This window comes from Massilia sp. 01N410, assembly GCF_056399665.1.
Genome location: NZ_JBFTRV010000003.1, coordinates 112,912 through 133,495 on the forward strand (window position 1 = coordinate 112,912; position 20,584 = coordinate 133,495).

The following is a 20,584-nucleotide window of genomic DNA, read 5'->3' on the forward strand; positions in this document are numbered from 1 at the left end:
TACTTGAGGAATGGCTCAGAAAGTTCTGCTTTCTGGGCCATTTTTCTTTTGTCCGGCGTTTTCGGCGCAAGCTTTCACGCTAAGCTGTGCGGCAAGTCATGGGCCCGACAAAGGAATGGCAGTGAGCGAAAACAAGGACAGCAAAGTCTTTTCTCTGGGCGGCAGCGCCATTCTTCGCCACGCCGAGCCCGGCGCCTGGAGCCCGCCCGAGGGCGAGATGTGCCTCGAGCAGATTTCCGGGCACATCGAGCGGCATCTCGGACCGATCGCGTCCGTATTCCACGAAGTGGTCTCGGACACGGTCCATATCGACGTCCATGTCGTCCGCCCCACCGACGCGTATCCATTCGTCCGGCTGGTCACCTCGGGCATGAGCGATCTGCCGATGTCGACGCCGCAGGAAATCGACCCTCCCCGCTTTGCCGAACTGATCGTGACGCTGCCGCCGGACTGGAAACTCGACCAGGAATCCCTCAATGACGAATCCTGGTACTGGCCGCTAAGGCTGATCAAGGGCCTGGCGCGCTTTCCTCACAAGTACGGCACCTGGCTGGGCTGGGGCCACACCATGCCGAACGGCGATCCGGCGGAACCCTATGCGCCGGACGTGCAATTCGACGGCTGCATCCTGCTGCCGCCGGTGAGCGTGCCGGATGCATTCCACACGCTAGGGATCGACGAAGACAAGGAAATCGCCTTCTTCGCCGTCGTGCCTCTATATAAAGAAGAGATGGATCTGAAACTGCGGGCGGGAACCAACAAGCTCCTGGAACGCCTGGCGAAAAAGCGCATCGGCGACGCGATCGACCCGCACCGCCCGAATGCGGCGAAAAAACGCTTCGGCTTCCTCTGAGAATGGATACCGCGGCCATGCACTTGGCCATTCGCCAAGCCGCTGCTATAATGCGTGCCTCGGGCGGCTGTAGCTCAGCTGGATAGAGTACTTGGCTACGAACCAAGGGGTCGTGGGTTCGATTCCTGCCAGCCGCACCAGTTATTCTTGAGGAATGGCTCAGAAAGTTGATCTTTCTGGGCCATTTTTCTTTTCCGCTAACGGAATACCCTGCGTTTCCCGACCATACTGTCAGCCGAATCCGACCTTCCCCTGCCCTGCTTTTTTGCCGTTTCAGCCACTTTGCCAAATGGCAAAACTTCGCTATAATACGTGCATCGGGCGGCTGTAGCTCAGCTGGATAGAGTACTTGGCTACGAACCAAGGGGTCGTGGGTTCGATTCCTGCCAGCCGCACCAACATTTCAAGACGAATGGCTCAGAAAGCGATTTCTGGGCCATTTTTCTTTTGCCCATCCGTATTGTCCTTATGGATCAGTGACTTAGCCCTGCCATAGGACTAGTCCCGTGGGCAATTCCATTGCCGAGCGTTCAATAAATATTCACTAACTGCAACAAACTCGGCCGAGGAGTAGCGCGCGTCTGCAAGTAGGCTCAGTCCTACAAATACTTGGCAAGCCTGATAATTTTTTCTGCTCGTCAATGCAAATAGCCTCTCCTCCTCTATGAGAATCGGGTAATTGCCGAATCCGGTAAGAAATTATTGAACACGTGCACATTTCCGAGAAGAAGCGCACACATTGGTGGTTTTTGGCGCGTTTTATCGACGGTTTGATAGGATGAAGTTCCCCGATTCTTGAAAACCAAGCTGCAGGACGCGGCTGAATCTTTGCGAGGTAAGAAATGAAAAAATCTCTGATCGCTGGTATCGTGTTTGCAACCGCAACATTCGGTTCCTCGGCCGTCATGGCCCAAACCACCGGTGGCGGCACCGCCGCACCCACCATTGGCACCACCCCACAGGTTCTGGACCTGACCAATGGTAGTGGCTTCTTCGGTGACACGCTCGCCATGAACAACAATGGCGCCATGTTTGCCGACCACTTCACCTTCTCGGTCACCGGCACCACCAGCTCGAACTTCGATGCCATCGTTTCCTCGATCAGCCGCACGGCAGCTACCGGCCTGGATATCAGCGGCCTGTCGCTGTTCCGCGTCGGCGGCGGCACCGGCACCGGCGGCACCGGCATGGATACCCTGATCTCCAGCGGTACCCAGGTGAACAAGGGCGCCATGGACGTGTGGTCTGTGTCCAGCAGCAACCTATCCGCGGGCGACTACTACCTGCTGGTGAGCGGCAACATGGTGTCGAATACGGCAGCGTCGTTCGGCGGCGCCGTGATGCTGGCGCCGGTTCCCGAACCGGAAACCTACGGCATGATGCTCGCCGGCCTGGGCGTCCTGGGCTTCCTGGCTCGCCGCCGCAAGCAGGCCGCGAACCAGGCAGCGTAAGTTCCAGCGACCGTCTACACGGCATTGAAGCGGAGGCGCGCAAGCGCTTCCGCTTTTTTTATGGCGCTGTTTGCATTAAGTGTTGAATCTGCCCGGCGCCGCACTTGGAAATGCGTCTAGGCGGGCAATACGCTGGCCATCCAGCGCCCAGCGCCAGCCGAAGTAATGGTCCAGGTAAGGGCTGGGGACGCCGCGGAAAGGCAGCAGCCAGGTTCGCATCCGGCCTCCCGCGCGAATGCCGGGTCGGCCGCATGGCTATCGTTCACCAGCAGCGCGTCGCGTGCCAGGCGCGGCCCCAGGTGTTCCAGAAAAGATTCCACACTTGGCGCGAACAGCGCCTTTTTATGTGCGCAGCTTCTTGATCAGGCTGCGATTGCCGAGAATTTCCTCGATCTGCTCGAAGCGCACCGGCTTGACCATGTGGTGGTCGAAGCCCGCCTCGAAGGCCAGCTGGCGGTCCTTCTCCTGCCCCCAGCCGGTCACCGCGATCATCACCGTCATCGCGCCGCAGGACAGGCCGCGGATACCGCGCGCCAGGTCGTAGCCGGACATCTGCGGCAGGCCGATGTCGAGGAAGGCGTAGTCCGGGCAGAAGCGCTTGGCGGCGGCCAGCGCGTCCGGGCCGTTGTGCGTGATGACCACGCTGTGGCCCATCGCCGTCAGCAGCGCGCCGATGCTGTTGACGAAGTCGACGTTGTCGTCGGCCAGCAGGATGCGGTAGGTCTCGGCGCTGATGAAGGAAGCCGGGGTCGGCTTGGCCGGCAGCTCAGGATCGACCACAATCGGCAGGCGCACCACGAACTGGCTGCCGTGGCCGAGGCCTTCGCTGTGCGCTTCGATCGTGCCGCCGTGCAGTTCGACCAGCTTGCGCGCCAGCGACAGGCCGACGCCCAGGCCGGCGGTCGAGCGTTCCAGGGTCGAATCAACCTGCACGAACATCTCGAACACGATATCCAGCATCTCGGGTGCGATGCCGATGCCGGTATCCGCCACCACCAGCGTCAGGGTGCGGTCCTCGACGCTGGCATGCAGGCTCACGCGGCCGCCGCGGTTGGTGTACTTGGCGGCGTTGTTGAGCAGATTCGACAGGATCTGGGCCAGGCGGGTGGCGTCGCCGTTCAGGAATACGGGGCGGTCGGGCAGGTCGATCTGCAGCTCGTGTCCATGCAGGTCGATATACGGACGGACCACTTCGAGGGCGTCGTTGACCATCGCCTTCAGCTCGACGCGGCCGGACTTGATCGTGAACTTGCCGGTATTGATGCGCGAGACGTCCAGCAGGTCGTCCACCAGGCGCACCATCTGGCGCAGCTGGCGTTCCATGATGTCGGTGGCACGCTGGGTGGCCTGGGCGTCGCCGCTGCGCAGGCGCAGGATGTCGAGGCCGGTCCGGATCGGCGCCAGCGGATTGCGCAGCTCGTGCGCGAGGGTGGCCAGGAATTCGTCCTTGCGGCGGTCGGCCACGATCAGGGCCTGCTCCGCGCGTTCGCGCACCTGCATCTCGTGCTCCAGGGTGGCGTTGGCTTCCTGCAGTGCGTGCGAACGGCGCCCGATCTCGGCCAGCATGTCGTTGAAGGCATCGATCAGCACGCCGATCTCGCCGCTCTCCTTGCCGGGCACGCGCAGGCTGAAGTCGCGCTGCTGCATTACCTGGCGCGCCACGTCGGTGACCGACTCCAGCGGCCGGGTGATGGCTTCCTGCAGGCGCGAGGCGACCAGCCAGGCGATCGCCAGCGCGCCCAGCATCACCGCGCCGAGGATGGCGCCATAGCTGAGCAGGCGGTCGAACAGACCGTAGCGCGCGCGCAGGTAGACGGTGCCGACCATGTCGCCGTTCTCGACGATGTTGCGGAACACCACCAGCTCGCTGCCCTCGATGCGGTAGCCCGAGGCCTGCGGGCGCTCCGGCAGCTTGAGCGCGCTGCCGGAGGCCGACGGCGCCACGTAGCCGGCGAAGCGGCTGCCGCCACTGGTATAGATGGCGGCCGCCAGGATCTGCGGGCGCACCCGCAGCACCGCCAGGTTCTGGCGCGCGGTCTCGTCGTCGTTGAAGGCCAGGGCCGGCGCCGTCACGCGCGCCATGATGTCGGCCTGGGTCATCAGGTCGTCGGTCCAGTAGCGCTGGAAGGCACGCAGGTCGACCAGCAGCATCGCCACCGACGCCGCCACCAGGGCGGCCAGCGTGGTCGACACCGCCATGAGGATGAGTTTGCGGCGTACCGAACCGGTGTTGCGGATGCGCTTCATCGAGCTCATTGCTGGGCTCCTTTCTGCACCCGGTTCGCCACCGTCAGCAGACGGGAACTGAGTTTGATGCCGTTACGTTCGGCGGCGTCGAGTGCGACATCGAAGCGCACCCGTTCGTCGACGATGCGGAAATTGATGGCGCTGCCCAGCTGCAGTCCACCATCGCATTCGGTCACGACCAGCAGCGCATTGCCGGCCGCGCGCACCATGCGCCCCACCCTGGCGCTGTCGTAGCCGGCGATGAACAGCAAGTGCACCGGCGTGCCGAGCTCGGACTCGCGCAGCACCCTGACCAGAATCGGGCGATTGCCGACGATCCTTCCGCTGACGATGCGTCCCAGTTCGGCGGCCAGCTCGTCGGCGCCGATCACGCCGATCATGACCGGGCTGGCGGCGTCGGCGAAGGCGCCGGGTGGAAATTCGGCATAGCCGAGAAATTTATACAGGAAGGCGGCCTTGACGCGCCGTTCCAGTACCGGGCTGGTGGCGGCGTTGTCGGCCCGCGCCGCCGGCAGCAGCGCCTGCTGTCCGCACAGGGCGGCCGCGCACAGCAGCGTCCAGCCGGCCAGGCGGCGCAGGCCGTGATTCGCGGATGAGCTCGGTGGACGGTGCATCGGCCGGGTCAGGAGGCGAAGCCAGCGGTGAAAGAGAGCGCACAAATGGCGGCCGGCCGTAAAGACGGCCCTTCGGACAATGCAGGCGACAGCAGGAGACTCTTAATCATCTTGCTATCCTAGAGCATTTTCCCGAGTGCACCAAGCGTGCGTTGGGACAGGGTGATCAGGCCGCCCCTGCCGTGCTATTGAAACTATCAATAACGGTCATTACAAATCTAAATTGGATTTCTTTTTTGCGATGCAGCATTATTACACCTGTCTCCTCTATTCTCCTCCAAGGATAGATTCAGCCCGCTCCCGTAGCGGGCTTTTTTTTGCCCGCATGCGGGCCGCCCCCTGTGGCCGATTTGGTGTAGCATTCCGTTCTTTGCGTTTCGATAACAGTATTTACACCTTGCCATGATCTCAACTGGACAGCCCGCGACCTCCTCCAGCTCCTTCGACTGGTCCGCCACCCGGCTGGGCGACTCCCGGCAATGGCCCTGGCCCTTGCGCATGGCGGCCGACCTGCTGTTCAACCTGCCGCTGCCGGCGCTGCTGGTATGGGGCCGCGACATGACGGTGCTGTTCAACGAGTCCTACGGCGCCTTCGCCGGCCCGAGTTATGGAAAGGTCCCGGGCGGCAACGTGCCGCCGGTGATGCCGCCGCCGCTGGCGGCTGCCTCGGCCGAACTCGAGCGCGCCTGGGGCGGCGAGGCCGCGGTCGCCGCCGGCCGTCGCTTCGGCTTCGCCGGCGCGTCCGGAGCCGATACCCACGATCTCCATTTCACACCGCTGCGCGGCGACGATGGCGCCGTGCTGGGCATCCTGTGCGTGGTGGCGCCGGCCGCGATCGGCGCCGCCGCCGACCAGGGCGCGCCGGCCGGTCCGCTGCGCATCCTGGTGGTCGAGGACAACGTCGACTCCCAATACCTGATCTGCGAGATGCTGCGCGCCTTCGGCCACCATGCGGACGGCGTCGGCCATCCGGACGATGCCCTGACCCATCTGGCGGCCGGCCGCTACGACATCCTGTTTACGGACGTCAGCCTGCCTGGCATGTCGGGCGTGGAACTGGCGCGCAAGGCGGTCGTCGATGCGCCGTCCATGCAGGTGATCTTCGCTTCCGGCTACGGCGACAGCTTGCTGCGCCACGTCGAGTTCCCTTACCTGTCGCTGCAGAAGCCTTACGAACTCGACCAGCTCCAGGCCGCACTGGACAAGGTCGCGGGTCAGAAACAGGCGCGTTCCTGATGCGCGCAACGGTGTGCATCAAACCGCCAGGGCTGGGCTAGAATCCATGGACGGCTTGCCATCGATGCAGGGCGGGACCGTCTGCGCTTCCCGCGCGGCAGCCCCTCGAACGCGCCCACAGCCACGACCGATGATCCTGAACGCTTTCACCGCCAGCACCGACAGCCCGCTACCGCCGATCCGGCGGCGCGCAGCACTGGAGGCACGATGAGCGAGGAACTGCGCCAGGCAAGGGAAGCGCTGCGCCGTGCCAACGAGCGCATGGAGAACATGCTCGAGTGCCTGAGCGACGGCTTCTGCGCCGTCGACCACGACTGGCGCATCATCTATATCAACGGGCGGGCGCTGGAAATGCTGGCACCGCTGCAGCGCACCCGCGCCGGCCTGGTCGGCCGCGACATCTGGGAAGCCTTCCCCGAACTGCGCGGCAGCCAGCTGGAAAACCTCTATCGCCGCGCGATGGATGACCGCGAGACGGCGGTCCTGGAGTTCTTCTATCCTGGCCTGGGGCGCTGGTTCGAGGTGCGCGCCCATCCCTCGTCGGACGGCCTGACCCTCCACTTCCAGGACATCGACCGCCGCAAGGCCGACCAACAGGCCCTCCTGCTGGGCAACAGCCGCCTGCAGGTGGCGCTGGCCGCCGGCCGCCTGGGCGACTGGCGCTGGGATGCCGCCAGCGACCGCCTGTCGCTGGGCGAGCGCGCGGCCGCCATCTTCGGCCTGCCGGCCGAGACCCCGCTGGCCTGGGCCGAACTGCGCGCACGCCTCGATCCGCACGACCGCGAAGGCGTGCGCCGCGCCGTGCTGCAGGCCTTCGCCGGCCAGAACGACGTCGAACTCGAATGCCGCCTGCTGGGCGACGGCGGCGACGGCAGGGAGACCCGCTGGGTGGCCCTGGTCGGCCGCGCCGATTACGCCGAGCCGAACCGCCGCGAAGGCGTGCTCGGCATGACCGGCGTGGTCCAGGACATCAGCGCCCGCAAGAGCGCCGAAGACACCCTGCGCCAGAGCGAGGAAGTACTGCGCGCGCTGGCCAACACCATCCCGCAGCTGGCCTGGATGGCCCAGGCCGACGGCGCCATCGTCTGGTTCAACGAACGCTGGTTCGACTACACCGGCACCACGCCCGACCAGGTGGTGGGCTGGGGCTGGCAATCGACCTGCGAACCGAGCGTGCTGCCGGCCGTGATGGAACGCTGGCAGGCCACCGTGCGCAGCGGCGATCCCTTCGAGATGGAATACCCGATCCGCGGCGCGGACGGCAAGTACCGCTGGTTCCTGACCCGGGTCAATCCGGTGCGCGACCGCCACGGCAAGGTGGTGCGCTGGTTCGGCACGAATACCGATGTCGACGAGGTCAAGCGCGCCGAACAGGCCCTGCGCGACGAGTCGCACGTGCTGGAACTGCTGAACAGCACCGGCAGCGCCCTCGCCTCCACGCGCGAACTGCGCTCCCTGCTGCAGGCCGCCACCGACGCCGCGACCGGCATCGCCGGCGCCCGCCATGGCGCCTTCCTGTATCACGGGAGTGACAGCGCGAACGGCAAGATCTTCTCGCTGTACACGGTGTCCGGCGCCAGCACGACGGAGTTCGAGCCCTTCGGCGAATCCGGTCCCAACGCCCTGTTCGGGCCGGGCCTGTCGCCCCACGACCCGGAGATCCGCGAGGTGATGCGCGCCGACGACGTCTCCCACGATCCGCGCTTCGAGGGCCCCGCGCCCTTCGGCCTGCCGGCCGGCCATCCGCCGGTGCGCAGCTACCTCGCCGTGCCGGTGATCGCGCACTCCGGCGAGGTGCTGGGCACGATGTTCTTCGGCCATCCGGAAACGGGCGTGTTCACCGAACGCACCGAGCGCATCGTGCGCGGCATCGCCGCCCAGGCAGCGGTGGCGATCGACAACGCCCGGCTGTACGAAGCGGCCCAGCGCGCCGCCGAGGAGCGCAAGGTGCTGCTCGAGAACGAAAGGCTGGCGCGCGCCGAGGCCGAGCGCACCAGCCAGATGAAGGACGAATTCCTGGCCACCCTGTCGCACGAGCTGCGCACCCCGCTGTCGGCCATCCTGGGCTGGGCCCAGGTGCTGCGCCGCGGGAGCCGCGACCAGATCGACCTGGCGAAAGGCCTGCAGACCATCGAGCGCAACGCGCGCGCCCAGGCCCAGCTGATCGAAGACCTGCTCGACATGAGCCGCATTACCTCGGGCAAGGTCCTGCTCGACATGCAGGCGGTGCCGCCGATCGGCATCATCGATGCCGCCATCGAGACCGTGCGCCCGGCCGCGGATGCCAAGAACATCCGCATCGAGAAACATTACGCGGGCGATCCCGGCATGATCGCCGGCGACCCCGCCCGCCTGCAGCAGGTGGTATGGAACCTGCTGTCGAACGCGATCAAGTTCACCCCGCGCGACGGCCTGGTCGAGGTGATCCTCGCCCGCAACGAGGCGAGCGTGAGCATCACGGTGCGCGACAACGGCGCCGGCATCAAGCCCGAATTCCTGACCCACGTGTTCGAACGCTTCCGCCAGGCCGACGCCTCCATGACGCGCCGCCACGGCGGCCTCGGCCTGGGCCTGGCGATCGTCAAGCACCTGATCGAGCAGCACGGCGGCACAGTGCGTGCCGAGAGCGCCGGCGAAGGCCAGGGCTCCAGCTTCACGATCGAACTGCCGCTGGCCAAGCAGCAGTCCGCGCCCAGCCGCTCGGCGCGCGCCGCCATGATCCTGCCGAGCCCGAGCACCCCGGAAATGACGGTGCGCGACCTCAGCGGCGTTGACGCCCTGGTGGTCGACGACGACCGCGATGCGCGCGAGCTGATCAAGCGCATCCTGACCGATTGCGGCGCCACCGTGCACATCGCCGCCAGCGCGCGCGAAGCTTTTGCGCGCTTCCGCGAAGCGGTGCCCAACCTCCTGATCAGCGACCTCGGCATGCCCGAAGTCGACGGCTTCGAACTGCTCGACTGGGTGCGCCACCTGCCCCGCGAGCAGGGCAGCCAGGTGCCGGCCATCGCCCTTACCGCCTTCGCCCGCTCGGAAGACCGGCTGCGCGCGCTGGAAGCGGGATTCTCGGCGCATATTTCTAAACCGGTCGAGCCGAGCGAACTGATCGCCACCGTGGCCTCGGTAGTGGGTCCGACGGCGCCGCAGGTCCACCGTGTGGCGGCCCCAGCGGTGGGGGAAAATCGCCTGCGCTAGTGTGCGGTTGTTGTTCCTACCCACGCACGCGGCGCTGTCCTACAAGAAATTCTCTGGCATTTGCTAGACTAGGGAATGTTGCAGTAGAGGTGGGTTCGGACCATGATTATCCGGCCCCTGGCCTCGATTTGACGAGAGTAAGCATGCCCAGCCGCCAAGACATCCTGAACGCCAAGATTCTGGTCGTAGACGATTCGCCCGACAATATCGAACTGATGGAAGAGATATTGCGGGAAGAAGGCTACACCGATGTCAGCTCCACGATGCTGCCGGAGCAGGTATGCCCATTGCATCGCGAACACAACTACGACCTGATCCTGCTCGACCTGCAAATGCCCGGCCTGAACGGCTTCCAGGTCATGAAGGGACTCAAGGAGATCGAGCAAGGCGGTTATCTGCCGGTATTGGCCCTGACGGCCCAGCCCAGCTTCAAGATCGCGGCCCTCGAAGCCGGCGCCCGCGACTTCATCAGCAAACCCTTCGACCTGCTGGAAGTGCACAAGCGCATCCACAACATGCTCGAAGTGCGCCTGCTCTACAAGGAGCTGGCCCAGTACAGCCGCGCCCAGCAGGAGCTGGCGCTGCACGACGCCCTCACCGGCCTGCCCAACCGGCGCCTGCTGGAAGACCGCATCGAAACCGCCCTCCAGCACGCCAACCGCAACCACCACAAGGCGGCGGTCATGTACCTGGACCTGGACGGCTTCAAGGCGATCAACGACACCTACGGCCACGCCTACGGCGACGAGATCCTGAAAATGGTGTCGCAGCGCCTGCTGTCGAACTCGCGCAAGGAAGACACGGTGGCGCGCCTGGGCGGCGACGAATTCATCGTGCTGCTGGGCGACATCCACAGCCTGGCCGACGCCCAGGGACCGGCGGCCAAGCTGGTCGAAGCCCTGTCCGAGCCCTTCTTCATCAACGACCTGACCCTGCAGCTGTCGACCAGTATCGGCATCAGCATGTATCCGGACGACGCCGAGCACGTCACCGACCTGATCAGCATCGCCGACTACGCCCTCTACGAAGCCAAGCGCGCGGGCAAGAACCGCTTCTGCGCGAACGGCAGCGCAGCCCGCCAGGCGGCACAGGCGGTCAAGCCGGCGGTGCCGGCGCCCGCACCGGCTTCGCAGGAGTTGGCGCAGCATCGTTGAGCCACGGCCTGAACAGGCACCGTCACTGCCGGAAATGACTTCCCACGAAAGCGGGAATGACGGGCATAAAAAAGGCGCAGCCGTCACCAGCTGCGCCCGCTCAATTGAGCAATTGGATCAGGCCGCGCCGGCCGTCTTCTCGCCGCCCGGCCCCAGTGCAGGCTTGCCGATGGTTTCACGGTTATGCGCCTCGATGGCGGCCGCACCCTGGTGGTCCGAGCTGGCATCGACCTTGTCCGGCGCCACTTCGATGCGGGTGATGCTGGATTGGATGGACACCGGGTCGCTGGCCGGGAAGGTCATCTCGACGGCATCGTCAATCAGGGTTTCCTTGGCTTTCTCGCCGCTCGGCTCGGCTTCGGCCGAGGCCATGGTGCGGATCGCACGGGCCCACTTGACGGCCTTCAGTTCGGCCAGTTCGGCGATGGTGTTGATGCCGAACGCATCGCGCAGGGCGTCGGCCTGTTGCTGGGTCATGCCGCGCAGGGCCGTGACCGGCTGGTCGACCAGTTCGCGGAAACATTTGTCGTGGTGGGTGTCATTTACGATGATTTGAATATTCATGTCTGTCCTTTCAAGTTGGCGCCTGTCTTCCATTGACACGGTTGAACCAGACACGTTTCCACTATCTCACAGGCTTCCGCGCTGCGTATGTGCGGCAGCGAACCGTGTTGCCGGGGTGCGCACGATTGAGTTTTTTGCCTTTTTCTTTGCGTGGTATCATGACTAATTGCAACAAATATTGCGAATTTATTTTGCAATGGGGCATCCTCTGCTATCCTTTGCCACGTTTGTGAATACAACGCATTGACACCAGTCCGACTGCCGTGCCGAACTCCGAAAAGCCGAAGATCCTCGTCGTCAACGACGATGCCGCTAGCCTGTTGGCGCTGACCAGCCTGCTCGAACTATGGGCCGAGGAAAGTAACTACGAAGTAATGTCGGCCCGGTCGGGCCAGGATGCCCTGCGCGAGGTGCTGCGCCACGACTTCGCCGTCATCCTGCTGGACGTGAACATGCCTGGCATGGACGGCTTCGAGACCGCGGAAGCGATCCACCAGCGGCCCCGTTCGGCCGACATCCCGATCATCTTCGTCACCGCCTTCCTGGCCGACGAGATCGACCGCCTGAAGGCTTACCAGCGCGGCGCCGCCGATTTCCTGTTCACCCCGGTGATTCCGCAGGTGCTGCGCGCCAAGGTGCAGGTGTTCGTGGCGCTGGCCACCAAGAACGAACAGCTCAAGCGCCAGGCCGAAAAACTGTCCCAGCGAACCACCGAGCTGACCGCCACCAACAAGCGCCTGGTGCGCGAAATGGAAGAGCGGCGCGCCGCCGAACGCAAGAGCAGCGCCAAGGACGAATTCCTGGCGATGCTGGGCCATGAGCTGCGCAATCCGCTGTCCGCCATCAGCAGCGCCTCTTCCCTGCTCGGCATGCCGGGCGCCGCCGCCGAGTCGAGCGGGCGCGCGCGCCTGATCATCCAGCGCCAGACCCAGCACCTGTCGCGCATCGTCGACGACCTGCTCGACCTGTCGCGTGCGATGTCCGGCAAGATCCTGCTGTCGAAAAAGCGTATCGACCTCGGCCCGCTGGTGTCGGGCTGCCTGGACACCTTCCGCGCCACCGGCCGCACCGCGGGCTACCAGCTCGACGTCCGGCTCGGCGGCGGCTGGGTCGAAGGCGACCCGACCCGGCTCGAGCAGATCGCCACCAACCTGATCGACAACGCGCTGAAATACACGCCCAGCGGCGGCAGCATCGGGATCGCCATCGACACGGTGGACGGTGAAGTGGTGCTGACGGTGAGCGATTCCGGGGTCGGCATTCCGCCGGACCTGCTGCCGCACGTGTTCGACGTCTTCGTGCAGGGATCGATCTCGATCGACCGCTCGCAGGGCGGGCTGGGGATCGGCCTGTCGCTGGTGCGCCGCCTGGTCGAGCTGCATGGCGGCAGCGTGAGCGCCGCCAGTACCGGCGCCGGCGCCGGCTCCACGTTCGAGATCCGCCTGCCGCGCAGCGAGCCGGAGCAGGCCGAGGACCCGCCCGCCGGCACGGTGGCGGTGAGCGACAAGCCGACCGTTCTGCTGATCGAAGACAATGACGACGGCCGCGAGATGATGGCGACCATGCTGGTTTCCTACGGCTACCCGGTACTGCAGGCGCGCGACGGCCTGGAGGGCGTGAGCCTGGCCGGCGCCGAGCTGCCCGACGTGGCCCTGGTGGACATCGGCCTGCCGGGCATCGACGGCTACGAGGTGGCGCGCCGCCTGCGCAAGGATGCCGCCACCCACGGCATCCGCCTGATCGCCCTGACCGGCTACGGCCTGGCCGAAGACCAGCGCCGCGTGCTGGAGGCGGGCTTCGACCTGCACATGGTCAAGCCGGTCGATTTCGCCACCCTGCTGGCGCGGCTGGCGGAGCCGGCGAGCCAGGGCGATACGGCCCCGGCCAACGCATAAAAGCGCCGGACAAAACCCTCATGGCGGCGTGGCATCGTCTTGCCCTGAGGGCCTTGTTCAGCGCTTTGGACTACAGGGTCGACAGGATTTCCTGCTTGCGCTGCGCCATTTCCTGGCCCAGCGCCATCAGGTCGAGGCCGCTCTTCTTGGCCTGCTTGAACATTTCCTCTTCCTCTTCCTTGACGTGGTGCTCGATTTCTTCGCCCAGCACCTTGACCTTGGCGTCGTACAGGTCTTCGTCAGGATCCATTTCCTTGAGCTGCTTGATCAGGTCTTTGGCGGCCTGGTGCTCGACCACGGCCTCGTCGATCATGTCCTCGGAATCCTTGATCTGTTCGCGCACGGCCGGATAAAAGATCTCTTCCTCGATCTGGGTGTGGGCGATCAGGGCATTGCAGATTTTTTCGGTCAGCTTCTGCTTGCTGGCCTTGGCGCGGTCGCCCAGTTCTTCGTACTGCTTGAACATGTCGGACACTTCACGGTGGTCGGCGACCAGCAGGGCGATGGCGTCCTGGCCGGTGAGGTTGGCGGCATGGATCGCGGCGTTTTTCGCAGCGGAATTCGTGGTGGCATTCGATTTGTTGCTCATTGTGTTCCCCTCATGATGGAAGGCTGCCGTACAGCCAGTAGCAACAGCTTCGCGCAGGCGGTTCGATCGGACTGTACGGAAACACACACTGGCATTCTTGCGCGCCGCTGGCGGCCAAGCTGTTGTATCATTTTGGGAAACATTAATTGGTTGCTTTATGAAAGCTTCGGCACCTCAGCCACCTTTTCAATCCCGGGATGGCGATCAGGACTTGCGCGTCGCGGACCTTACCGAGCTGCTCGGGCATCTCACCGCGTGCTGGGACGAGGAACGACGCCAGCTTGCACGCCGCCTGCATGACAGCCTGGGCTCGTCGATGACGGCGCTGACCATGCACCTCGGCTTGCTGTCCTCGCATCTCAAGGAACAGCCGCAGCGCGACCGTGCCGCGCAGATGAAGCAGTTGCTCAACAACATCATCGAGACCAACCGCAAGATGCAGCTGGCGCTGTGGAACGACAAGCTCGAGTTCCTCGGCCCCAAGGCTGCGATCGCCGAACTGGTCGCGGAATGGGGCCAGGACAACGGCATCAAGGCGCGCGCCAGCCTGCCCGACGAAGATCCCGAGTATTCGCGCCCCCAGGGCGTGACCCTGCTGCGCTGCGCCGAGGAAGGCTTGCGCAACGTCGCCACCCACGCCCAGGCCACCGAAGTCGAAGTGATCCTGGACGACGACGGCGACCAGGCCATGCTGACGGTGCGCGACAACGGCGTCGGACCGGCACCCGATGCGTCCAATCCGCTGAGCTGCCATGGGCTGCGTTTACTGCGCGAACGTGCGCGGCTGCTGGGAGGGACGCTGACGCTCGGGCAGGGGCCGGAAGGTGGGGCGATGCTGACGATGATTCTGCCGAAAAGCTGATCAACGCCGGCAGCGGGCCGATCTTCAGTGCAGCTTGACGATCGGCGTCGTCCGCCGAATCAAAAACCGCGCAACCGCCAGCACTCCCGTCCGCATCGACCCGAGAATCGCCTGGTGATGCATCAGGTGCAAACTCAAATACATGATGCGCGCCAAAAATCCCTCCACGAACCAGCTTGCGCGCAGCGAACCCATCAGGTTGCCGACCGTGGTCCGGTGGCCGATCGAGACCAGCGAGCCGTAATCCTTGTAGACATAGGGGCTCTTCTGCGGCGGCTGGCCGGAGGCCATGTTCACGAAGTCCTTCAACAGGTAATCGGCCTGCTGGTGGGCAGCCTGGGCGCGCGGCGGCACCGGCTTGCCGCTGCCGTCCGTGCAGGCGGCGCAGTCGCCCAGCGCATACACTCCTGCCACGCCCTTGACGCGCAGGTGGTCGTCGACCTCGATCGCGCCGCCCTTGGTGACCGGCAGGCCCAGCGAGCCCAGGAATTCCGGCGCACGGATCCCCGCGGCCCATACGCAGATGTCGGAGGGATAGACGTTGCCGTCCTTGTCGATGACCTGGTGGGCGTCGATCTGCGTCACCCGGCAGTTCGTGACCACGCGGATCGTGCGCTCGTCGAGCAGGCGGGTGGCCGAGGCCGACACCCGCTCCGGCAGCGGCGCCAGGATGCGCGGCGCGCCTTCCAGCAGGGTGATGCGCACGTCGCGCTGCACCTGCAGGCGGTTGAAGCCGTAGGCCGCGTAGGCGCCGGAGGCCTCGCGCAGCTCGGCGGCCAGTTCCACCCCGGTGGCGCCGCCGCCGATGATCACGATGTCCAGACCGCTGGCGGGCCGGCGCGGCACCAGGCCGGTGTCCGCCACGATGCTGGCGCCGCCATTCCCGCTCAGTGCGGCTTCGGCAGTGGCCGCCTGCGCAGCGGCTCCGCCCGCGTCCGCCGCCGCCACGCCGGACGCGAAGGTGCCGGAACCGACCGCCTTGGCGACCGCCACGCCCGGGTTCGCCCCGCCCTCCCCCTTCGCCTCGGCAGCCTGGGCGAGCAGGCGTAGCAGGCGCAGGCGGAAGCGCTCGGCGTCTTCGGTGGCGTTCAGGGAAATCGTGTGCTCGCGCGCGCCGGGCACGCCGAAATAGTTGGAGGTGCTGCCCACGGCAATCACCAGCGATTGGTAGGAAATGGTGCGCGCCGGGAAGATCACTTCGCCATCGCTGGCGGCGGTGACCGGCCCCACGCCGATGGTCTTGCGGGCGGAATCGAGCGCCGTCATGGCGCCGTAGACGAAGGTGAAGCCGCGGTCGTGTGCCAGCATCTGGTAGGACAGGCCCTCCTGGTGGATGTCCAGGGTGCCGGCCGCCACCTCGTGCAGCGAGGGCTTCCAGACATGGTAGAGCCGGCTGTCCACCAGCATCACCTTCGTCGGACCCAGCTTGCGCCCCAGTTTGCAGGCCAGCTCCAGCCCGCCCGCGCCACCTCCCACGATCACGATCTCGCTGTGCAAAACTGCCTCCCTCGTAGCACCCGAGCTTGTCGGGCTAACAAGGGCAGTTTACTACGCGGACGGAATTGGCGCTGGCGAGCGCGTACTGACGATGAGTTCGTCAGTCGTGACCGCGGCCGTGGCCGTGGCCTTCGCCGTGGCCGCGGCCTTCACCGCGACCTTCGCCGTGACCGCGTCCGTGGCCCTCGCCGTGGCCGCGGCCGTGCTCTTCCCAGCGGCCGCCGCCGTGACCGCGATCGACATCACGGTACTCGACGCGCTCGACCACGCGCACCGGCTGGCGATAGCCACCGCCGCGGTAGTGCTCGCGGTAGCGCGGCACATAGGTGTTGGTGTACCACTCGTCACGCACGAACAGGACCGGACGGCCGCAGGCGTCGTAGCGGCCGCAGAACTTGGCCCAGTGCTTGCGGTGGCCCGGCGGCACGCGCAGGTAGACCGGCTCGGCGACGTAGTGCGGCACCTGGCGGATGATCACCGGCTGCGGCGCGTACAGCACCGGCTGGGGCGCGAAGTCGCCGAGGTCGACGCGGCCGTAGAAGCCGGGCTGGCCGACGCTGATGCTGACATTGGTCTGGGCCAGAGCCGGGAAAGCGGCGGCGCACAGCGCCACGCCGAAGATGATGGATTTCATGTTCACCTCTCTCTGTTTTAGGAATGTGTCCAGTTTATCAAACGAAATGTTGCGTTTCAGTCGGTTGCAACACCTGCTTACATCCGTTACCGATACAATGCCGCTTTCCAATTTCGATTCCTGAGAGTAAGCAATGTTCCTGAAATACGCTCCCCTGGCAGGCGCCCTCCTGTTCGCCGGCGCCGCCCAGGCGCAGGTCGGCATCACCGCCGACCTCGGCACCACCGGCGCCGGTTTCCACCTGGTCGTCCCGATGGAGTCCAACCTGAACGGCCGCTTCGGCGCCAATTACTTCCAGCACGACTTCGACCGGACCACCAACCAGGTCGACTACGCGATCAAGGGCAAGCTGCAGACCTTCGACATCCTGTTCGACTGGTATGTGCGCGACGGCAGCCCCTTCCACCTGACCGGCGGCCTGGTGTACAACGGCAACCGCTTCGACGCCACCGCCCGGACCGACCAGTTCGGCGCCTATTCGCTGAACGGCAACAGCTATTCCGCGGCCGACATCGGCATCGTCAAGGGCCGCATCGAGTACCGCAAGGCCGCGCCCTACCTTGGCATCGGCTGGGGTAATGCGCTCGCCGCCGGCAACGGCAGCCACTGGAGCTTCAACGCCGACCTCGGCGCCTTCTTCCAGGGCAATCCTAACGTCACCCTGGGCAACTGGGGCTGCTCCAGTCTGGCCGCCATCTGCACCCTCGTCGCCAGGGACGTCGCCGCCGAGCGCCTGCGCCTGAAGGATGACGTCGACGGCTTCAAGGTCTATCCGGTCGTGCGCGCCAGCGTCAACTACCGCTTCTGACCGTTTCAGCGGAGCGCCGCTCGCGGCCGCAGCGCGCTAGGATGCCCGCATGAAGGTGAAGGGGGCATTATGCGTAATCACCCGCTGCGCTGGAGCCTGGTACTCCTGGTCTGCCTGATGGCGGTCGCCTGCCAGGACCGCCGCGACCCGGTCAAGCCGACCGTCGACCTGTCGGACACCGTCCGGGTCTCGGCCTGAGCCGGCCATCCGCCGTCCTTTCCTGCCGCCCTCCCCGGCGGCACGGTACACTGTGGCCTTTTCCCTTACCACCAAGAACAATATGTCGTTCGCTTCGCTCGGCCTGATCGACCAGATCGTCCGCACCCTGTCCGCCCTTTCGTACAATTCGCCGACCCCGGTCCAGTCGCAGGCGATTCCCGCCGTGCTGGCCGGCCGCGACGTGATGGCCGCCGCCCAGACCGGCACCGGCAAGACCGCCGGCTTCGCCCTGCCCCTGCTGCAGCGCCTGGTCATGGACGGCATGCAGGTGAACAGCAACTCGGCAAGAGCCCTGGTGCTGGTGCCGACCCGCGAACTGGCCGAACAGGTCCACCAGAGCGTGCGCGCGTATGGCGAAGGCTTGCCGCTGCGGACCATGGTCGCCTACGGCGGCGTCAGCATCAATCCGCAGATGATGCGCCTGCGCAAGGGCGTCGACCTGCTGGTGGCCACGCCGGGCCGCCTGCTCGACCTGCAGCGCCAGAACGCCCTGCGCTTCAACCAGGTGCAGACCCTGGTGCTGGACGAGGCCGACCGCATGCTGGATCTCGGCTTTTCGCGCGACATCGACCAGCTGCTGGCCCTGCTGCCCAAGCGCCGCCAGACCCTGCTGTTCTCGGCCACCTTCTCCGATCCGATCCGCGCCCTCGCCACGAAACTGCTGCGCGATCCGGTCAGCATCGAAGCCAGCCCGCGCAACACGACGGTCAAGGCGATCCGCCAATGGATCGTCCCGGTCGACAAGAAGAGGAAGCCCGAGCTCTTCCTGCATCTGCTGAAGCGCCACGCCTGGCCGCAAGCCCTGGTGTTCGTCAAGACCCGCAAGGGCGTCGACCAGCTGGTCGAGCTGCTGGAGGCAAAGGGCTTCAGCGCCGACTCGATCCACGGCGACAAGCCGCAACCGGCGCGCCTGCGTGCGCTGGAGCGTTTCAAGGCCGGCGAGGTGAAGATCCTGGTGGCGACGGACGTCGCCGCGCGCGGCATCGACATCGACGAACTGCCGGTGGTGGTGAACGTCGACCTGCCGATCGTGGCCGAGGATTACGTCCACCGCAGCGGCCGCACGGGCCGCGCCGGCGCCTCGGGCGAGGCGGTGTCACTGGTGTGTGCCGACGAGGTGCAGCAGCTGGCGGCGATCGAGCAGCTGACCAGGCAGACGCTCGAGCGCCGCGAGGAACCCGGCTTCTCCCCCGACCACCGGGTGCCGGAGACGGATGCCGGCGGCCAGATCGTCAAGAAACCGAAGAAGCCGAAGAAGCCGAAGCATGGCGCTTCGGCCAAGGGCGATGCGCCGGTCGTGCAGGAAGATGTGCGTTTCCGCCGCTGATGCGCGGCGTTGATGCGCGCCGCTGATGGGCGGCGCCTGGAAGATTACTGGCCGCGGGTCTCGGCGTCGATCTTCGAATGCGCGGCCGTGTCGCGCATGAAGAAGCAGACCACCAGGGTGCAGGCGATGACGGCGGTGGCGTACCAGTAGAAACCGCTTTCCATCTGCTCCGACTTGAACCACAGGGCCAGGTACTCGGCGGTGCCGCCGAACACCGATACCGCGAAGGCATACGGCACGCCGACGCCGGTGGCGCGGATGGTGGCCGGGAACAGCTCGGCCTTCACCAGGGCGTTGATCGAGGTGTAGCCGGTCACGATGATCCAGGCGCAGGCGATCAGGATGAAGGCTTCCCACGGGCCGCTGGCGTTGCGGATGGCGGTCAGCAGCGGCACCGTGAACAGGGTGCCGAGCAGGGCGAAGCCCACCAGCAGCGGACGGCGGCCGATGCGGTCCGACAGCGCGCCGTAGAGCGGCTGCAGGCACATCGCGAACAGCAGAGAGGCGGCCGAGACGGCGGTGGTCTGCGCATCCGTCAGGCCCACCGACAGGCGCAGGAATTTCTGCATATAGGTGGTGTAGACGTAGAAGGCCAGGGTGCCGCCCATAGTCAGGCCGACCACCAGCAGGACTTCGCGCGGATGCTGGGCCAGCTGCTTCAGGCCGCCCATGGCCTTGGATTTCTTGCGCGCGGCTTCGAAGGACGCGGTCTCCGGCATGTCGTGACGCATGCGCAGGGCCAGCAGGGCCAGGCAGGCGCCGGCAAGGAAGGGGATGCGCCAGCCCCAGGCGCGCAGCTGCTCGGCGTCGAGCAGGTAACGCTGCAGCACCAGCAGGAGCAGCAGGGCCAGCAACTGGCCGCCGATCAGGGTCACGTACTGGAAGCTGCTGTAGAAGCCGCGGTGCCTGGAGTCCGCCATTTCAGACAGATAGGTGGCGCTGGCGCCGTACTCGCCGCCCAGGCTCAGGCCTTGCAGCAGGCGCGCCAGCAGCAGGATGCAGGGCGACAGGATGCCGGCCGTCGCATAGGTGGGTGCGCAGGCGATCATCAGCGAGCCGAAGCACATCAGCAGCACCGAGGTCATGAGGGCTTTCTTGCGGCCGAGGCGGTCGCCGATGTGGCCGAACAGGATGCCGCCGATCGGACGCACGAAGAAGCCGAGGGCGAAGATGCCGGCGGTCGACATCATCTGCGCGGTCGGGTCCTGCTTCGGGAAGAAGGAACTGGCGAAATAAAGGGCGAAGGCGGAGTAGCAGTAGAAGTCGAACCACTCGACCAGGTTGCCGGCCGAACCGACGAAGATGGCGCGCAGGCGCTTGCCGGAGATGCGCTCGGCGGCATCGCTGCGGCCGTCGAGGGCCGTCTTTGTTGTGACAGTGTTCATTGTTGTCTCCTTTTACAAGGGCTCCACTATCGCGGCCGCCGGCGGCGCACGCAT

At 65.6% G+C, this 20,584-nt stretch carries 17 protein-coding genes and 2 tRNA genes; 12 read left to right on the forward strand and 7 right to left on the reverse strand.

Annotated features, from left to right (window positions below):
- The first annotated feature begins 121 nt into the window (after positions 1–121).
- From AC1DOP_RS05425 to AC1DOP_RS05440, 4 genes are all read left to right on the forward strand, one after another.
- Positions 122–853, forward strand: a complete 732-nt coding sequence (locus tag AC1DOP_RS05425; RefSeq protein WP_477250244.1) for a suppressor of fused domain protein — start codon at positions 122–124, stop codon at positions 851–853.
- A gap of 63 nt (positions 854–916) precedes the next feature.
- Positions 917–993: transfer RNA gene (locus AC1DOP_RS05430), tRNA-Arg, on the forward strand.
- A 181-nt stretch (positions 994–1,174) separates the two neighbouring features.
- Positions 1,175–1,251 (forward strand) — tRNA-Arg (locus AC1DOP_RS05435).
- Positions 1,252–1,758: 507 nt separating this feature from the next.
- Positions 1,759–2,304, forward strand: a complete 546-nt coding sequence (locus AC1DOP_RS05440) for an FxDxF family PEP-CTERM protein (RefSeq protein WP_441933488.1) — start codon at positions 1,759–1,761, stop codon at positions 2,302–2,304.
- A 342-nt stretch (positions 2,305–2,646) separates the two neighbouring features.
- Here the strand turns inward: AC1DOP_RS05440 and AC1DOP_RS05445 are convergent, their stop codons facing one another.
- Entirely contained in the window at positions 2,647–4,560 is a 1,914-nt protein-coding gene (locus tag AC1DOP_RS05445; protein WP_477250246.1) for a sensor histidine kinase, YfiR-like protein-associated, read from the reverse strand.
- Positions 4,557–5,165, reverse strand: a complete 609-nt coding sequence (locus tag AC1DOP_RS05450) for a TOL_0243 family YfiR-like periplasmic protein (protein ID WP_477250248.1) — start codon at positions 5,163–5,165, stop codon at positions 4,557–4,559. The genes AC1DOP_RS05445 and AC1DOP_RS05450 overlap by 4 nt, the downstream gene beginning before the upstream one ends.
- Before the next feature lie 402 nt (positions 5,166–5,567).
- Between AC1DOP_RS05450 and AC1DOP_RS05455 the strand changes: the two genes are divergently transcribed.
- From AC1DOP_RS05455 to AC1DOP_RS05465, 3 genes are all read left to right on the forward strand, one after another.
- On the forward strand, positions 5,568–6,401 hold the full coding sequence (locus AC1DOP_RS05455) for a response regulator (protein WP_441933495.1): 834 nt from the start codon (positions 5,568–5,570) through the stop codon (positions 6,399–6,401).
- Between the two features lie 207 nt (positions 6,402–6,608).
- Positions 6,609–9,596: an ATP-binding protein gene (locus AC1DOP_RS05460; protein WP_477250251.1), complete on the forward strand. Its 2,988-nt coding sequence runs from the start codon at positions 6,609–6,611 to the stop codon at positions 9,594–9,596.
- 143 nt (positions 9,597–9,739) lie between these two features.
- A complete protein-coding gene (locus AC1DOP_RS05465) occupies positions 9,740–10,750 on the forward strand; it encodes a GGDEF domain-containing response regulator (protein ID WP_441933498.1) in 1,011 nt (336 codons plus the stop codon).
- Positions 10,751–10,867: 117 nt separating this feature from the next.
- Here the strand turns inward: AC1DOP_RS05465 and AC1DOP_RS05470 are convergent, their stop codons facing one another.
- The gene (locus tag AC1DOP_RS05470; protein WP_441933500.1) at positions 10,868–11,314 is read right to left on the reverse strand and encodes a hypothetical protein; all 447 of its coding nucleotides are present in this window, start codon (positions 11,312–11,314) and stop codon (positions 10,868–10,870) included.
- Between the two features lie 263 nt (positions 11,315–11,577).
- On the opposite strand from AC1DOP_RS05470, the gene AC1DOP_RS05475 reads away from it, so the two are divergent.
- Positions 11,578–13,209, forward strand: coding sequence for a response regulator (locus tag AC1DOP_RS05475; RefSeq protein WP_477250253.1), 1,632 nt, complete (start codon positions 11,578–11,580; stop codon positions 13,207–13,209).
- Between the two features lie 70 nt (positions 13,210–13,279).
- On the opposite strand, the gene AC1DOP_RS05480 is transcribed toward AC1DOP_RS05475, so the two are convergent.
- Positions 13,280–13,798 carry a hemerythrin domain-containing protein gene (locus AC1DOP_RS05480; protein ID WP_477250255.1) on the reverse strand — a complete coding sequence of 173 codons (519 nt, stop codon included), beginning with the start codon at positions 13,796–13,798 and terminating at the stop codon, positions 13,280–13,282.
- A gap of 211 nt (positions 13,799–14,009) precedes the next feature.
- Between AC1DOP_RS05480 and AC1DOP_RS05485 the strand changes: the two genes are divergently transcribed.
- Positions 14,010–14,660 (forward strand): sensor histidine kinase, encoded by a 651-nt coding sequence (locus AC1DOP_RS05485; RefSeq protein ID WP_441933505.1) that lies wholly within the window; start codon positions 14,010–14,012, stop codon positions 14,658–14,660.
- Positions 14,661–14,684: 24 nt separating this feature from the next.
- Here the strand turns inward: AC1DOP_RS05485 and AC1DOP_RS05490 are convergent, their stop codons facing one another.
- Both AC1DOP_RS05490 and AC1DOP_RS05495 read right to left on the reverse strand, forming a co-directional pair.
- Positions 14,685–16,157 carry an NAD(P)/FAD-dependent oxidoreductase gene (locus AC1DOP_RS05490; RefSeq protein WP_477250258.1) on the reverse strand — a complete coding sequence of 491 codons (1,473 nt, stop codon included), beginning with the start codon at positions 16,155–16,157 and terminating at the stop codon, positions 14,685–14,687.
- Between the two features lie 100 nt (positions 16,158–16,257).
- On the reverse strand, positions 16,258–16,791 hold the full coding sequence (locus tag AC1DOP_RS05495) for a hypothetical protein (protein ID WP_441933509.1): 534 nt from the start codon (positions 16,789–16,791) through the stop codon (positions 16,258–16,260).
- Positions 16,792–16,924: 133 nt separating this feature from the next.
- Here AC1DOP_RS05495 and AC1DOP_RS05500 point away from each other — a divergent pair, with 133 nt between their 5' ends.
- The 3 genes from AC1DOP_RS05500 (at position 16,925) to AC1DOP_RS05510 (ending at position 19,145) form a co-directional block, all read left to right on the forward strand.
- Complete coding sequence (locus AC1DOP_RS05500; RefSeq protein WP_441933511.1) at positions 16,925–17,599, forward strand: hypothetical protein; 675 nt, start codon at positions 16,925–16,927, stop codon at positions 17,597–17,599.
- A gap of 69 nt (positions 17,600–17,668) precedes the next feature.
- Positions 17,669–17,797, forward strand: a complete 129-nt coding sequence (locus tag AC1DOP_RS05505; RefSeq protein ID WP_441933513.1) for a hypothetical protein — start codon at positions 17,669–17,671, stop codon at positions 17,795–17,797.
- A gap of 82 nt (positions 17,798–17,879) precedes the next feature.
- Positions 17,880–19,145, forward strand: coding sequence for an RNA helicase RhlE1 (locus AC1DOP_RS05510; protein ID WP_441933515.1), 1,266 nt, complete (start codon positions 17,880–17,882; stop codon positions 19,143–19,145).
- A gap of 44 nt (positions 19,146–19,189) precedes the next feature.
- Here AC1DOP_RS05510 and AC1DOP_RS05515 read toward each other — a convergent pair whose 3' ends face one another.
- Entirely contained in the window at positions 19,190–20,530 is a 1,341-nt protein-coding gene (locus tag AC1DOP_RS05515; protein WP_477250261.1) for an MFS transporter, read from the reverse strand.
- Between the last annotated feature and the right edge of the window lie 54 nt (positions 20,531–20,584).

Bases quoted from the DNA above. Each gene is read 5' to 3' on its own strand.
- AC1DOP_RS05440 (WP_441933488.1), top strand. From the start codon at position 1,759: ATGGCCCAAACCACCGGTGGCGGCACCGCCGCACCCACCATTGGCACC.
- AC1DOP_RS05445 (WP_477250246.1), bottom strand. From the start codon at position 4,560: ATGAGCTCGATGAAGCGCATCCGCAACACCGGTTCGGTACGCCGCAAA.
- AC1DOP_RS05450 (WP_477250248.1), bottom strand. From the start codon at position 5,165: ATGCACCGTCCACCGAGCTCATCCGCGAATCACGGCCTGCGCCGCCTG.
- AC1DOP_RS05455 (WP_441933495.1), top strand. From the start codon at position 5,568: ATGATCTCAACTGGACAGCCCGCGACCTCCTCCAGCTCCTTCGACTGG.
- AC1DOP_RS05460 (WP_477250251.1), top strand. From the start codon at position 6,609: ATGAGCGAGGAACTGCGCCAGGCAAGGGAAGCGCTGCGCCGTGCCAAC.
- AC1DOP_RS05465 (WP_441933498.1), top strand. From the start codon at position 9,740: ATGCCCAGCCGCCAAGACATCCTGAACGCCAAGATTCTGGTCGTAGAC.
- AC1DOP_RS05470 (WP_441933500.1), bottom strand. From the start codon at position 11,314: ATGAATATTCAAATCATCGTAAATGACACCCACCACGACAAATGTTTC.
- AC1DOP_RS05480 (WP_477250255.1), bottom strand. From the start codon at position 13,798: ATGAGCAACAAATCGAATGCCACCACGAATTCCGCTGCGAAAAACGCC.
- AC1DOP_RS05495 (WP_441933509.1), bottom strand. From the start codon at position 16,791: ATGAAATCCATCATCTTCGGCGTGGCGCTGTGCGCCGCCGCTTTCCCG.
- AC1DOP_RS05500 (WP_441933511.1), top strand. From the start codon at position 16,925: ATGTTCCTGAAATACGCTCCCCTGGCAGGCGCCCTCCTGTTCGCCGGC.
- AC1DOP_RS05505 (WP_441933513.1), top strand. From the start codon at position 17,669: ATGCGTAATCACCCGCTGCGCTGGAGCCTGGTACTCCTGGTCTGCCTG.
- AC1DOP_RS05510 (WP_441933515.1), top strand. From the start codon at position 17,880: ATGTCGTTCGCTTCGCTCGGCCTGATCGACCAGATCGTCCGCACCCTG.
- AC1DOP_RS05515 (WP_477250261.1), bottom strand. From the start codon at position 20,530: ATGAACACTGTCACAACAAAGACGGCCCTCGACGGCCGCAGCGATGCC.